Here is a 13,886-nt window from a genome sequence, read left to right as displayed (position 1 = left end):
GCAAATGCATAATGGCTGTCGCTGAATGAGGGGAAGGTTATGGTTCGAGTAGGACTGACACCGGAGCGCCTGACCCGGGCGGGAGCGGAACTGGCCGACGAGGTCGGCTTCGAACAGGTGACCGTCTCGGCGCTCGCCCGGCGGTTCGACGTCAAGGTCGCGAGTCTGTACTCGCACCTGAAGAACTCCCAGGAGCTCAAGACCAGGATCGCCCTGTTCGCACTGGAGGAACTCGCCGACCGGGCCGCCGACGCCCTGGCCGGGCGGGCCGGCAAGGACGCCCTGGCAGCCTTCGCGGATGCCTACCGCGACTACGCCCGGGAGCACCCCGGCCGCTACGCCGCCGCCCGTCTCAGGCTCGACCCCGAGACGGCGGCCGCCAGCGCCGGGGTGCGGCACGCGCAGATGACGAGGGCGATCCTGCGCGGCTACGACCTGACGGAGCCGGACCAGACGCACGCGGTCCGGATGCTGGGCAGCGTCTTCCACGGCTACGTCAGCCTGGAGATGGCCGGAGGCTTCAGCCACACCGCCGTCGACTCGCAGGAATCCTGGGCCTGGATCTTGGATTCCCTCGACACTCTGCTGCGGAACCGGACCACGCCTTGACCAGCAGGGGGCCGCGCCGCCGGAGGCGGTCCGCCGCGCCGCGCGCCCGTGCACCCGAACCATCCGGAAATCTTGATCAACAGGCTGGGGCAATCCTCAACCCTCCCGCAGCAACCGCTCCATCGCCCGCCCGAACATCCACCGCGCCACCCACGCCAGCGGCCGGTCGGCGAACCCGGGCAGCCACCGCACGCTCAGATCCTCCCGCCAGACCACCCGCGAGCCCCCGCCGTCCACCGGACGCACCTCGAACTCGGCCCACCCCGTGACGAACGTGCCGCGCTTGACCAGTCGGCACATTCCCGCGCCGCCGTCCCGGGGCGGCTGCCAGGTGACGACCTCCATCGGGTCGTCGAACGCCGCGGGCCCCACCCCCGACCGTGCGACGAACACCGTGCCTCGCCGCGTCGGCGGCGGGGTGACCACGGTGACGCGCGTGAGCGGGACGACGTCCGCGTGCCGGGGCCAGTCGGTGAGACGGTGCCAGCTCAGGTCGACGGGGTGCGGGGTGACGCGTTCCAGCTGGAAGAGGACCACGGGGTGATCGTAGGCGCCCGACTTTTCGGCCACGTACGGGACTTCCTGGACGAGAGTCTCCTCGCGGACGCCTGATGTTGCGCCCGGGTTGTGCTCAATTCGGGGGATTGACCCTGTGCATGGTGGTGCGTTTGCCTCGAAGAGAGCCCTCGGCGCGGGGCGGGGGAGATGCGTCAACGGGGAAACACAGGGGGAATCGTGTTCAGAACCATGCGTGGAGTGTCAGTCACCGTACTTGCGGGGGCGATGGTCGCGCTGTCGGCGACGTCGGCCGCGCCGGCGCCGAAGTCGGAGATCGAGCGGATCACACTGTCGGCGACGGGGGAGCAGGGCAACGACGACGCGTACGGACCGGAATTCAGCGCCGACGGCCGCTTCGCGGTCTTCACGGCGTACGCGTCCAACCTGGTGTCCGACGACACCAACGGGCACTCGGACGTCTTCGTGCGCGACCTGCGCAAGGGGACCGTCGAGCGGGTCAGCGTCAGTTCGGACGGCGCGCAGGCCGACAGCGAGTCGTCCGCGCAGGTCATCAGTGCCGACGGGCGGTACGTCCTGTTCCGCTCCAACGCCAGGAACCTGGTCCACTGGGACAACCCGCCCACGAACGCCGCGGCCGACGACATCTACCTGCACGACCGGCGCACCGGCACCACGGAGCGGATCAGTGTCGCCCTCGACGGAGGTTCCGCCTTCGCGGCCGGCGCCACCATGTCGGCGGACGCCCGCTACATCGCCTTCAACGCCAAGGCCGACCGGATGGAGACCGACCCCGGCGACCTCTTCGGAGTCGTGTACGTCCTCGACCGCCGCACCGGCGTGGTGGAGCGGATCACCAACCGGAACCTCCCGAGCAACCCCGCGCTCCTGCAGGATCTGAGCGCCGACGGCCGCTACGTGGCGTACACGCAGCTGGTGCCCCGCAGCTCGTACGGTCGCACGTGGGTGTACGACCGCCGCACCGGCACCGAGGAGCAGGTCAACGTCAAGCCGGACGGCACCCCGGCACAGCGGTACGCGATGCCCGCCTCGTTCTCCGCGGACGGCCGGACCATCGCCTTCGACTACTGGGGTGATGAGGAGCTGGTCCCGGGTGAAACCCCCAGTGCCGCCTCCACCGTCTACCTCCGCGACCTGCGCAAGGACGTCACCCGGCGCGTCAACGCCGGTCCCGCCGGTGAGAACCGGGTGCGCGAGCCCCTGCTCAGCCCGGACGGCCGGTACCTGGCCTATCGGGCGGATCCGCTTCTGGCGGACGGGCGGCTCGGGCCGGCCAACGTCTACCTCCGCGACCTGCGTACCGGCGCCACCCGTTTGGTCAGCAAGTCCGTCGCCGGTGAGCCCGTCACGGACACCTCCGTGGCGGTCTACTCGGTGAGCGCGGGCGCCCGGCGCATCGGCCTCGGCAGCGAATCAGCCCAGCTCGTCCTCGACGACACCAACGGCCACTACGACGGCTTCGTGCGCCGCCTCCGCTGAATTCCCGCGTCTTTCAAGGCACTCGCAGGGAACAGTGACGCACTCGCACGGAACAGCAAAGGCATGTACACGGACCAACAGGGGGACCTTCCATGCATGTCGCACGCCGCACCACTCTGAGCGCCGCCGTGGTGGCCGCGCTCGCCGGCACCGCGTTGCCGGCCGCCGCCCAGCACTCCTCGCCCGGCCCCACCCGGGCCAGCGTCGCCACCGACGGGCGGCAGGCCGACGGCGCCTCCGGCGCACCCGCACTCAGCGCGAACGGCCGCTACATCGCCTTCACCTCGACCGCCGCCAACCTGGTCCGGGGGGACACGAACGGCGTCGCCGACGTCTTCGTGCACGACCTGCGCACCGGCCGCACCCAGCGCATCGCCGAGGGCCCGGCGACGGGCGTGGCGCTCAGCGGCGACGGCCGTCACGTCGTCCTCGCCACCATGGCCGCGCTCACCGAGGACGACGACAACGGCCTCGACGACATCTACCTCTACGACCGCCGCACCCACCGGACCGAGCGCATCAGCCACGGCCACCCGGACGACGCCCCACCCCGCGCCGCGCTGAATCGTGCGCCGGCCATCAGCGCGAACGGACGGGTCGTCGCGTACACCACCACGACCCCGGACGCCGCGCCCGGCGACACCAACGGCCGGGACGACGTGATCGTCCACGACCGGCGCACCGGGAAGAACGAACTGGTCCAGTACCGCACCGACGGCACCCTCGGCGAAGGCGACGCCCTCTTCGCGTCGCTCAGCGCCGACGGCCGCCATGTCGCCTTCGAGACGGCGGACCAGCTGGACCCGAACCACGACTGGACGCACGCCAGGAACGTCTATGTCCGCGACCGGCTGAAGGACACGACGGAGCAGATCAGCCGGCCCACCCGCTTCGTCTACAAGCAGAGCTCGTTCGACTCCTCGATCAGCGCGAACGGCCAGATGGTCGCCTTCTCGTCCAACGTCGCCTCCCTGGTGCCCGGCGACACCAACAATTTCACCGACGTGTTCGCCTTCGACCGGAAGGCACAGACGACCGTGCGCGTCAGCACCGCGCCCGACGGCACCCCGGCCAACGCGGTGAGCTCCGACGCGAGCCTGAGCGGGGACGGCCGCCGCGTCGCCTTCGTCTCGGCGGCCACCAACCTCGTCCTCGGCGACACCAACGGCGTCGCCGACGTCTTCGTCAAGGACCTGAGGACCGGCGCCGTCGAGCGGGTGAGCGTGGCCGCCGACGGCACCGAGGCGGACCGGCCCGCCGTGGGCTCCACGTCGCTGAGCGACCACCGGATCGCCTTCTCCTCGGCGGCAACCAACCTCGTTCGCGGCGACACCAACGACGCCGACGATGTCTTCGTGGGGCCAAGATCATGAGGAAAAATCAGACTGGCCCACGAGGACGACAGACCTCTCCGTGGCGAACGTTCCGCTGGCAGGACAGAGGCACTGCTCCGACACGTACTGGTCGGCGACGACGCAGGATCATGTGATCCACGAGTCGCGTCCGGAGCTCGCACGGCTGCTGTTCGCCGGCTTCGATCCCTCTGCCAGTCGATGAGCTGGCCGAGGGCGGGGGATCCACTGCTCGACAGCAGCTTCTGGCGGGTTCATTCCCCTTGAACCTGGGCCTACCTGGGCGCGACCGTGATCGTCGCATACGCCTCCCCGGGCCCCGGCGGCCTGATCCACGGCCGTGTCGGGAGTGTTGGCAATCTGCCGTGGTTGAGGGCGAATTGGGGCAATGAGACGCCGAACGTCGCCGCTATCGCGTCCAGGGCACGGCCCTCGTCCGAGCGGTCGGTGGCGGGCCCGGCAGGGTCCGGGAACAGGCGGTCGGGGGAGAGCGCGGCGGGGAGTGTGCCGGTCCGGTGGCGCTCGGTCTCGCGGACCGTGAAGGCGTACCTCTGCTCACCGTCCTCGGCGCAGGCAAAGTGGAACAGGCCTGGCTCCCGCCAGACCGTGAGGGCGCGGGTGCCGCGCGACAGCTCGGGGCCTGGGTCAGTCAGGCGGGCGGGGTCGAAGCCCTGCCAGCGGGTCGACTCGAAGGCGAAGCTCCAGCCGTCCCGGGCGCCGATCCGGGCCATGGGGCCGCGGCGCTCCTGCTGCCATGAGAACTGCAGATCCCAGAAATCGGTCTCGCTCTCCACCGGCTCCAGCGGGCCGGTGCCGAACCGCTCCGCCAGCTCTTCGGGGTGTATGCCTTCCACCAGGACGAACCGGTACGCGTCCCTGCGCAGTTCACCCCTGGGGTCCCCATGGGTCAGCCACCCGAGTCCGTCGCGCACCGTCTCCGCCTCAGCCGCGGGCGCGGGCATCCCCTCCGCCTGACCGGCCCGGGGTGTGGTCAGCAGCTGCCGGCCCCGCTCCGGTGTGACGACCGGCCCGAGCAGTGGGTCCCCGAGCAGGCCGAACGGGGCCACGTGGTCCTCCCGGTACGGCTCCCACTGCGGGACCGCCGCCGCGAGTACCCGCCAGGCGCCGTCCGTATCGCCCCAGCGTGCCAGCTCTCTGGCCTCTTTGACCGCGCGCCCGAAGGGGCCCGGCGAGGTGTACTCGTAGGTGCGCTGCCTGATCTGCTCCAGGACGGCCCTGGCCCGCTCCCTGTCCGTCGCGTAGTCCTCGGTCACAGGGCCGAGTACGAAGGTGTCGTCCCTTCGGCGTTCGCGCAGGTGGTCACGCACCTTCAGGGGCAGCACCTCGCTCGCGTACAGCGGATCATCCATGCGCGGGTCGACCGGCACCCAGCCGCGCCCGTCGAGCAGCGCCCGGAGCTGTGCGGCCAGCAGGCCGGCCCGCGGTCTGCCGAGCTCCCCCGCCTCACCGAAGACGGAGAGCGCCTCGTCCAACTCACCTCTCAGACAAGCAAGTCGGGCCTCCTCCACCTTGGTGTCGAGTTCTCGCGTCACGGCGTTCTCGAAGCCGGAGTGACCGCCGCCCAGCTGGTAGAACTCTTTGTACATGTCCTCCATGAACGCGCGGAACGAGTCGTAGCGGCCCGGCCGTTCACCGCCCCACCCGTGATACACGTACACCGCCCACTCGCCGTCGGCGCCCACATCGCCCGGGTCGAGCAGCACGTCGGTCATGTCCGAGTCGAGCGAAAGCTGCAGCGCCCGGCCCCACATGCCGGCGAGGAGCACCTCCTCCTCGGCCGGGTCCTCGTCCAGATACTCCTCGTACATGGGCTGCAGGTCGTACGGATCTCCGTATGACCCGATGCCCTCCGCCCCCGCCAGCAGGTAGACGAAGCCACCCGCATGGCGCCAACCGTCCGTCGTCTCAAGGAAGGAGCGCAAGGACCAAGGCAGCGGCACGTCTATCCCGAGACCTCGGACCCGCTCCTCCAGAGCCGCCAACCGCGCCGGATCCGCCGGGGCGAATCCCAGCCATCGGTTCCGCGCGATGTCCTCGTCCAGCTCCTGGAACTCCTCCGGCTCCTCCGCAGCCCGCGCTTCCAGCCATTCCTCGCTCCACCGCTTGAGCAGCGGCCCCCACTCGAAGATCTCCATACGCGCCATCGTGACACCCGCCACTGACAGTGAGCGCTCAGTATGCACGCGAGAAGAACGGGATTTCCGAAGGAGCCGGAGTCCGGCCGCGAAGGCGCTGACACCGGGGAATTCCGCGGTTGTGGCGTCGGCGAGAAGCAGTTATCAGCCGATGGCGAGGGAACGGCGGGCCTGGCCGATCAGGTTCTGTGCGTCGGCGCCGAAGACTGCGGACTCCCGCAGTGTCGTCCAGACTTTCTGGTGGATCGAGACGCTGGCGGCGTCGTCCAGCCACAGTTCCGCGTGCCAGTTTTCCACGATCACTTGGGCGTCGTCGTAAATCCAGAAGCCACCACTGGGTGGGATCTTGAGGGAAGCGGAGAGCGGCACGATCCCGAGCTCGACCGTGTCCAGCCCGACGACTCCGGCGAGCCGGTCGAGCTGTCCGGCGAGCACGGAGGGCGGGCAGATCTGGGAGCGGAGGACCGGCTCCCAGAGCAGGATGTGATAGCGCCTTCCCGAGTCGTAGAGACCCTCCTGGCGTCTCATGCGGGAGCGCACACCTTCTTCGATGTCGCGCGGCGACTGGTGCAGTTCGGCGAAGCGGCTGAGAATCGCGCGCGCATAGTCCGGCGTCTGGAGCACGCCCACGATCCAGCTCGACTCCCAGGCGCGCAGCACCGTGGAGGCAGCCTGCGCGGCGTTGTGGGCTTCCTGTACGGCCTTGTGGCCCGAGGCGAGCTGCCGACGCCAGCTGCGGACGTGGGACTCAAGTCCCTTCAGGCGAGCGCGGAGTTCCTCCGCCGACTCCGGCCGGCCGGTCGCCTCGGCCCAGGCCTTCAGCTCTTCGGCCGTCGCGGTCTGTCGTCCGGTCTCCAGTTTCGAGACCTTGGACTGTGTCCAGCCGAGCCGCTGGGCGAGGCCCGTGCCGGTGAGCCGACCTCCAGGGGCGGACTCGCGCAGCTCCCTCAACCGCTCGCCGAGGGCTACGCGCGCCATCTGGAAGTCGGTGCTCACAGGGTCTCGTTCATTTCTTCGCGGCCAGGTCTGCCGCGAGCTGCTCGTAGGGGACGGCGTGATGCATGGCCGCGTCGCGCGCCATCGAGTACCGGACCACCTCATCCGGCTGGGTGATCAGTTCAACGTCCGTCAGGTCGTCGTCGGTGCCGAAGCGGAGCAGGGCAACCAGGCGGGAGTCGAAGATCCAGAAGTCTTCGTCGGGAAGGCGGAGGCGTTGGGCGCCGGCGCGCGGCAGATTGCGGATGTCCTCCCCCAGGGCGGCGTTCTTCTCGGCGTGGGAGAGAAGGTAGAGCTGTCCGCGGGTGGGTGGGTCGTCCACGACGCGCACCCGGCCGACGCGTGCTCCTCCGTCGGTCTTGGCGCGGATGGTGCGCGACCAGGGGGTGTCGAGGTCCCATGTCGGCACCTCGCCGCGTACGAACTGGGCCCAGGTGCGGGTGACTTCGTCCTCGGCGTAGCGGCGCCGGGACTCCAGCCGCCAGGCGCTGTGCTCGAAGTTCTCGAAGAGTTTGCCGAAGGCGTCCAGGTCGATGATGCGGGGCACGCGGGTGGCCTCCTTGGGGCCGAAGTCCACGAGCAGTTCACGCGGGACCACGATCGGTACCTCGCCGGTTCCGAGGTGCTGGAGCTGTGCGATGTCCCGGGGGTCCGTGAGCGCTGGTCCGTGAACGATGATCTCGTGGCTGTCCAGATCCTCATGGACGGACGGGCAGCCGCCCTCACCGGACCCGGTCCCGTGAAAACGCAGTCGTCGTGCCATGCTCCACCTCTCTCATCGGGTTTTCGATGAGCTTTGCCTTCAGCTGGGCTCCCCGGCTATGACCTCCCTGGCATCTCATGAGAATGTCCATGCATAACTCGACCTCAAAGAAGAATAGTTGAAAATATGCGCTAGCTACCTCCATGAGAGACCCCTGACGCTGGCTTCATGGTCACAGCGCAGGAGTCTGGTGCCACGGACGCCCTTGAGGCGGTCGTGGTTCTACAGGAAGCACTTACGGCAGCGGGGATTGTGCTGCCGTCCCTGGGGGCGGACATGGCGTCGCCTTCGTTGCAGGTGGTCACCCTCGGCCGGGTGCGCGCCGAAGTCGCGCTCCGGCTCGCCGACACGGTCCGGCGCGGGTGCGTATGAACGCGTACATGCCTCAGGTCGGGGACCTGGTGTTCGACGAGGAGACCCTCAAAGTCGGCCGGGTCGCTGACCGCGTCGGTCCGTACTGGCAGCTCAAACCACCCGGCGGCGGACGGGAGTGGGACGCGCACGGCCCGCTGCGCCTTGCCGCGCAGACGGAGCGGCTCTCGTGCGATGTGGCCCTGGCCAACGCACGGAGCCGGGGGAGAGTGGTAGTGAGTGAGGTCGATCGGGGGTGGCGCGACGGAACCGGCGGCGTAGGCCGTCTGCAGGCGGTTGTCAGCAATGCGGAGTTCGTCCGGAACCGAACCGCCTGGCGCGCGTACATCGATCACTCGTCGGTATGCCAGGACTGCGTGGACGGACTCTGCCCCGAGGCGCGGCGCAGGTGGCGTGTGGTGAAGGGGCGTCTGGAGTAGCCCCCCAGCAGCACGAAGCCCGGCCCGAGCGGTCCGCTTAGTAGAGCCAGCGGTCGAGGAGCTCGGGCCAGATGAAGCCGACGTAGCCGTCGAAGGCTGGTGGGTCGATCTTCTTCAGTTCCTCGGCGAGGCAGGCCAGTTCGACGATCGCGTTCTCCTCGTCCTCTCCGGACAAGTGCTCCTCGGGCCCGTCCGGCTCACTGAGGAGTTCCGACTCGGTGACGTGTCGACCGTAGTGGTGCAGCGTGCGCAGCCACAGGTCGATGGACGAGTTGGCGAACCAGGCATCGCCGGGAGGCATGACGTAGTACACCGCGCCGGTCTCCGGGTCGACGCCGAATGACGACGGCCGCTCGGTCGACGTGCCGCCGTCGTAGTCGTAAGTGAGGCGGTAGAGCGATTTGCCGCAGGCCGTGTGCAGGGTGGGTGTTGTCTCGCTCTGCATCGCGACGTGCTCGATCAGGCGCGGGGTGGCAGGGACGCCGACTTCGATCAAGAGCGCCTTCGCGGTCTCGGGTATCCGCCAGCCGGAGACGATTCCGGGATCTGCTCTGGTGACGCTCGCGGCGCCGGCCCAGGCCATGAGTTGGTCAAAGGTCGCCATCGAAGACTTCCCCTCCTCGGTCGGGCTGGGAATGTTGGGCGGGGACTACGCGAACCCTATCGAGCAGGGCTGACAGTTGGATGCCGTCGCATGGGCCTCTCGGCTCGCACGCCGTCAACTCTTCATCACATTGACGGTGTTGACGTGCCGTCTGCCAGCCCCGCATCATAAATGGGGAGCACTCCCCGGTTAAGCTGCCCCCGCGACAGGAGCCCCCGTGCCCGACCAGCCCTACGTCATCGACCCCGCAGGCGCCGACCTTCACGGTGAGGCGGACAGGCTGCGCGAGCGAGGCGGTGCCGCTGAGCTCATCGAACTTCCGGGCGGGATACGGGCCTGGGCCCCCACTCAGTTCGAGATCCTCAAGCGGCTGCTCGCCGACGACCGGGTCTCCAAGGACCCCAACCAGCACTGGCCTGCCTGGATCAACGGTGAGTACCGCGAGAGCTGGATCAACCTCTGGGTCGGCGTGACCAACATGTTCACCGCGTACGGCGCCGACCATCGCAGGCTGCGCAAGCTGGTCTCGCCCGCGTTCACGAAACGCCGTACGGATGCGCTGAGGCCTCGTATCGAAGAACTCGCCGCCACCCTGCTCGACCGGATGGCCGAGGCGCCCGACGGACGGGCCGAGCTGCGGTCCGCCTACGCGCACCCGCTCCCGATGCGGGTGATCTGCGAGCTGTTCGGTCTGCCCGAGGGCAAACGGGCCGACACGGCGCGCCTCATCGAGGCCAACATGGACACCACCATCACTCCCGAGCAGGCCATGGCCACCTATCGGGAGGTCCATGAACTACTCGCGGGGTTGGTCGAGTTGAAGCGTGAGCAGCCCGGTGACGACATGACGACCGCGCTGATCGCGGCCCGGGACGAGGAGGGCTCACGGCTCACCGAGTCCGAGCTGATCGACACGCTGCTCCTCGTCATCGGCGCGGGGCACGAGACCACCGTCAATCTGATCGGCAACGCGGTGCACGCCCTGCTGACCCACCCCGACCAGCTCGCCCGGGTCCTGAATGCGGAGATTCCCTGGAGCGAGGTCATCGAGGAGACCCTCCGCTGGACCCCCTCGATCGCCAACCTTCCGCTGCGGTACGCCGTCGAGGACATCAAGCTCCCCGACGGCACGCTGATCGCGCGGGGCGAAGCCATCCTGGCGACGTACGCGGCGGCCGGCCGTGACCCCCTGCGGCACGGCGAGAGCGCGGGCCGGTTCGATCTCACCCGCGCCGACAAGGAGCACCTCGCCTTCGGCCATGGCGTCCACTACTGCGTCGGGGCCCCGCTGGCCCGCCTGGAGGCGTCCATCGCGCTCCCGGCGCTCTTCGCGCGCTTCCCGGGGCTGAGCCTGGACGAGGAGGAGGGGCCCGCCCGGCTCGCCGAGTCCTTCATCGGGCACGGGTATCGGGCGCTGCCGGTCCGCCTGAGCTGAGGGCCGTCGGCCGAGGGTCGCGGGCCGAGGCCGCGTGGGCCGCGGGCCGTGGCTGAGAGCCGCGCGCCGAGCCCTCAGGGCCGATAGACCGTGCCGGGCTTCGCCTTCCCCGGCGCCAGCAACTGCGGCACGGTCACGAACACATACCCCCGCTCCTTCAGCGCGTCGATGATCCCGGGCACCGCGGGCACGGTGCCCGGGTAGAGGTCGTGCAGCAGGATGATCCCGTCCCGGGACGACTGCTTCAGTACGCGCTGGTGGATCACCTCGGGGTCGTGCATCTTGTAGTCCTTGGCGGTCACGCTCCACAGGACCTCCGCGAGGCCCAGTTCGCGGCAGATCTTGTGCACGGTGTCGTTGGTCCGGCCCTGCGGTGGTCGCATCAGGGTCGGCCGCTGCCCCGTGAGCCGCTCTATCTCCTGGTTCGGCCGCTCCAGCTCCTCACGTATCTCCTCTGGCTTGAGGCTCGTCAGGATCTTGTGGTCCCAGGTGTGGCTGGCCACCTCGTGGCCCTCGGCGGCCATCCGCTTGACGAGCTCCGGGTACTTCTCGATGTGGCGCTTGCCGAGCAGGAAGAAGGTGGCCGGGACCTTCTTCTCCTTGAGGATGTCGAGCAGCTCGGCGGAGTGCTCGCTCGGCCCCGCGTCGAAGGTCAGCGCGATGCACCTGGCCTTGCGGCAGTCCACGGTCCCGAAACTCCCCTGGCTGTCGGCGGCCGCGACGGCTTGCGCGCGGGCGGCGGCCGGCGCGGTGACGTGGAGGGTCGTGCACCCCGTCAGCGGCAGGGCGAGCGAGACGGCCGCCACAAGGGCTGCCGCCGAACGGAACCCGGTCCGCGATCTTTTCATCTTGCTGGTCGGAGAAAGCATGCCGGGACTATATATGCAGTGTATACGCTGAATGTATAGTCCCTGTGGCGTGCTCGAATGTCAGGAAAACCCCTGCTCGGACGTCCAGCAACTCCCGTACCCGCACCGGCAGCCCGCTCTCGAACGACCGGTTCGCCGCCAGGCCCGTCACCGCCGAGTACGCCGGTACGGGCGCCCGGCCCGGGTGTGCGGCCGTGATCCAGTCGTTGTGGACGGCTATCCGGTGCGTGTTGACGTCACAGAAGCCGACCAGTTCGATGAGGTCGGCGTGAGGTCCGGACAGTGCCTCGGTGTACAGCTGGGCGCGGGCACCAGACCCACCACGGCGCAGCGCCGGCGTTCCGGGTCGAGGGTCATATGGTCTCCGTCCGTCCTGAGGATCCGGTCCTGTGGATCGGTGTACGGGTCTTGTAGTGACATCCGAACATTACCTATGGTCGACCCCGGTGCAAGCGCTTTCTAAATGGACCCCGCTCAGGAGACCCAGTGACCTTCCTCGCCGCCCTCCCCGACAGCGATGCCCGACTGGACACCGAATTCGTCGAGTTGCTCACCGCGACCGCCGAGGCCCGGGCCAAGGCGATTCTCGACGGGTACGCCGAGGGCCTGATCCAACTCCGTGACGGGGGTGAGGCCCGCCTCGCGGCGCGCTTCCTGCGCACGCTCGTATCGGTGTACGTGTACGAGGGCTCGGCGTACCACCACTCCGAGGCGCTGCTCGGGCCCGCCGCCGAGCTCGCGGACGCGCTGGCCGAAGAGCAGTACGCCACCGGCGTGTGGGAGCACGGCGCGGACGGCAACCCGCCGGACACCGCCTTCTCGATCGTCGACCTGAACCTGACCCACCACCTTCTCGACCAGGACGCCCACGAGCCGACCGTCGAGCTGCGGGCGACCATCGAGCGGATCCTGCGCAAGGCGGGCCCCGCCCTCGCGACCGGCGGCGTGCACACCGCGAACCACCGCTGGCTGGTCTGCGCGGCCCTCGCCCGCATCCACGCCCGCTGGCCCGACCCCGCCTACCTTGAGCGCATCGACACCTGGCTCGCCGAGGGCATCGACCAGCTGCCCGGCGGCGAGTACAGCGAGCGCAGCCCCATCTACTCGGCCGCGGTGACCAACCCGGCGCTGCTGGTGCTGGCCCGCCACCACGGACGTACGGACTTCTACACGAACGTACGCGACAACCTCACCGCCGGCCTGTATGTCATCGAGCCCAACGGCGAGGTGGAGACGGTCCATTCGCGGCGTCAGGACCAGACGGGCATCCGTCATCTGCCCGAATTCTGGCTCCAGTACCGGGAGATGGCGCTGCGGGACGGCGACGGACGCTTCGCGGCGGTGGCCTCGCAGCTCCAGGAGCGCGGCACCGGCCAGACCTTCGGCGAGACCCCGCTCGGCGACCGCCTCGCCCAGGTGCTGGACCAGCCCGAACTGGCGGCGCGACTGCCCGAAGTGGCGGATCTTCCTGACGACTTCGAGCACCACGACGACAGCTGCCGTCTGGTCCGGGTCCGCAGGGGCACGCATACGGCGAGTGTGTTCGGCGGTACGGACTTTCCGGAGCTGCACGCCATCTCGTCGGGCCTGTCCACGAACCCCACCTTCTTCAAGATGCGCAAGGGCGCGGCGATCCTCGACTCGCTGCGGCTGGCCCCGCGGTTCTTCGCGCTGGGCCACTTCCGGGCCGAGGGGCTGGAGCGCACGGACGACGGCTGGCGCCTGCACGCCGAGGTTCGTGGTGCCTTTCACCACCCCCTGCCGCCCGAGCGGCGCCGCCCCGACGGCGACTACGCCCTCACCGATGACAGCCGTTTCTGGTCCGCGATGGACTTCCCGCACCGCCCGAAGGAGTACCGCACGCTGCGTACCGACGTTCTGGTGCGGGAGGTCGGCGACGGGGCCTGGGACATCGACTTCGCCCTGTCCGGCGACGGCTGCGCGAGCCCGCTCGCCCTGGAACTCTGCTTCCGGCCCGGCGGCACCCTGACCGGGGACGGCCTTGAGCCCGTCCCCGGTTCGCCGGACACCCACCAACTCGTGTCCGGCGAGGCCACCTACACCGTCGGCACCGACCGCATCACCTTCGGCCCCGGCAACGGCAAGGGAGGCCGACAGCCCGCGGTGGTGGATCCGGGGGAGCGCTATGCGTGGATGCGCGGTTCGCTGACTCCGGACGGGGTGCGGGTGCTGATCACGGGGCGCTCGCCGCTGGCGTACCGGCTGACGCTGCGCTGATCCGAGGTGATGAGAGGAGTCGGGTCGCGGCCAGTTCGCGGTAGAGGTCGTCGTCGT

13 protein-coding genes are annotated in these 13,886 nt (G+C 69.4%); 7 read left to right on the top strand and 6 right to left on the bottom strand.

The window, feature by feature from the left end:
• Positions 1-39: 39 nt before the first annotated feature.
• Positions 40-609: a TetR/AcrR family transcriptional regulator gene (locus ACX28W_RS33115; RefSeq protein WP_459003699.1), complete on the top strand. Its 570-nt coding sequence runs from the start codon at positions 40-42 to the stop codon at positions 607-609.
• A gap of 96 nt (positions 610-705) precedes the next feature.
• Here ACX28W_RS33115 and ACX28W_RS33110 read toward each other — a convergent pair whose 3' ends face one another.
• The gene (locus tag ACX28W_RS33110; RefSeq protein WP_459003723.1) at positions 706-1,146 is read right to left on the bottom strand and encodes an SRPBCC family protein; all 441 of its coding nucleotides are present in this window, start codon (positions 1,144-1,146) and stop codon (positions 706-708) included.
• A 219-nt stretch (positions 1,147-1,365) separates the two neighbouring features.
• Here ACX28W_RS33110 and ACX28W_RS33105 point away from each other — a divergent pair, with 219 nt between their 5' ends.
• On the top strand, positions 1,366-2,625 hold the full coding sequence (locus ACX28W_RS33105; RefSeq protein ID WP_459003698.1) for a TolB family protein: 1,260 nt from the start codon (positions 1,366-1,368) through the stop codon (positions 2,623-2,625).
• A gap of 92 nt (positions 2,626-2,717) precedes the next feature.
• Positions 2,718-3,998, top strand: a complete 1,281-nt coding sequence (locus ACX28W_RS33100) for a TolB family protein (RefSeq protein ID WP_459003697.1) — start codon at positions 2,718-2,720, stop codon at positions 3,996-3,998.
• 254 nt (positions 3,999-4,252) lie between these two features.
• Here ACX28W_RS33100 and ACX28W_RS33095 read toward each other — a convergent pair whose 3' ends face one another.
• The 3 genes from ACX28W_RS33095 to ACX28W_RS33085 all read right to left on the bottom strand — a co-directional run bounded on the left by ACX28W_RS33095 (position 4,253) and on the right by ACX28W_RS33085 (position 7,892).
• Positions 4,253-6,133, bottom strand: a complete 1,881-nt coding sequence (locus tag ACX28W_RS33095; RefSeq protein WP_459003696.1) for an SMI1/KNR4 family protein — start codon at positions 6,131-6,133, stop codon at positions 4,253-4,255.
• A gap of 144 nt (positions 6,134-6,277) precedes the next feature.
• On the bottom strand, positions 6,278-7,129 hold the full coding sequence (locus ACX28W_RS33090; RefSeq protein ID WP_459003695.1) for a helix-turn-helix domain-containing protein: 852 nt from the start codon (positions 7,127-7,129) through the stop codon (positions 6,278-6,280).
• Positions 7,130-7,139: 10 nt separating this feature from the next.
• The gene (locus ACX28W_RS33085; protein WP_459003694.1) at positions 7,140-7,892 is read right to left on the bottom strand and encodes a DUF6879 family protein; all 753 of its coding nucleotides are present in this window, start codon (positions 7,890-7,892) and stop codon (positions 7,140-7,142) included.
• 168 nt (positions 7,893-8,060) lie between these two features.
• Between ACX28W_RS33085 and ACX28W_RS33080 the strand changes: the two genes are divergently transcribed.
• Together ACX28W_RS33080 and ACX28W_RS33075 are read left to right on the top strand one after the other, a co-directional pair.
• Complete coding sequence (locus tag ACX28W_RS33080; RefSeq protein WP_459003693.1) at positions 8,061-8,264, top strand: hypothetical protein; 204 nt, start codon at positions 8,061-8,063, stop codon at positions 8,262-8,264.
• Between the two features lie 8 nt (positions 8,265-8,272).
• Positions 8,273-8,683, top strand: a complete 411-nt coding sequence (locus ACX28W_RS33075; RefSeq protein ID WP_459003692.1) for a hypothetical protein — start codon at positions 8,273-8,275, stop codon at positions 8,681-8,683.
• A gap of 37 nt (positions 8,684-8,720) precedes the next feature.
• Here ACX28W_RS33075 and ACX28W_RS33070 read toward each other — a convergent pair whose 3' ends face one another.
• Positions 8,721-9,287 carry an SUKH-4 family immunity protein gene (locus ACX28W_RS33070; protein WP_459003691.1) on the bottom strand — a complete coding sequence of 189 codons (567 nt, stop codon included), beginning with the start codon at positions 9,285-9,287 and terminating at the stop codon, positions 8,721-8,723.
• Between the two features lie 217 nt (positions 9,288-9,504).
• Between ACX28W_RS33070 and ACX28W_RS33065 the strand changes: the two genes are divergently transcribed.
• Positions 9,505-10,722, top strand: a complete 1,218-nt coding sequence (locus ACX28W_RS33065; protein ID WP_459003690.1) for a cytochrome P450 family protein — start codon at positions 9,505-9,507, stop codon at positions 10,720-10,722.
• Between the two features lie 74 nt (positions 10,723-10,796).
• Here ACX28W_RS33065 and ACX28W_RS33060 read toward each other — a convergent pair whose 3' ends face one another.
• The gene (locus ACX28W_RS33060) at positions 10,797-11,570 is read right to left on the bottom strand and encodes a polysaccharide deacetylase family protein (protein WP_459003722.1); all 774 of its coding nucleotides are present in this window, start codon (positions 11,568-11,570) and stop codon (positions 10,797-10,799) included.
• Between the two features lie 507 nt (positions 11,571-12,077).
• On the opposite strand from ACX28W_RS33060, the gene ACX28W_RS33055 reads away from it, so the two are divergent.
• Positions 12,078-13,829, top strand: coding sequence for a hypothetical protein (locus ACX28W_RS33055; RefSeq protein WP_459003689.1), 1,752 nt, complete (start codon positions 12,078-12,080; stop codon positions 13,827-13,829).
• Positions 13,830-13,886: the final 57 nt, after the last annotated feature.

Source organism: Streptomyces sp. SD15 (assembly GCF_054462255.1).
The sequence above is the reverse complement of the archived record's forward strand: the minus strand, read 5'-3'. Positions and strand labels throughout refer to the sequence as shown.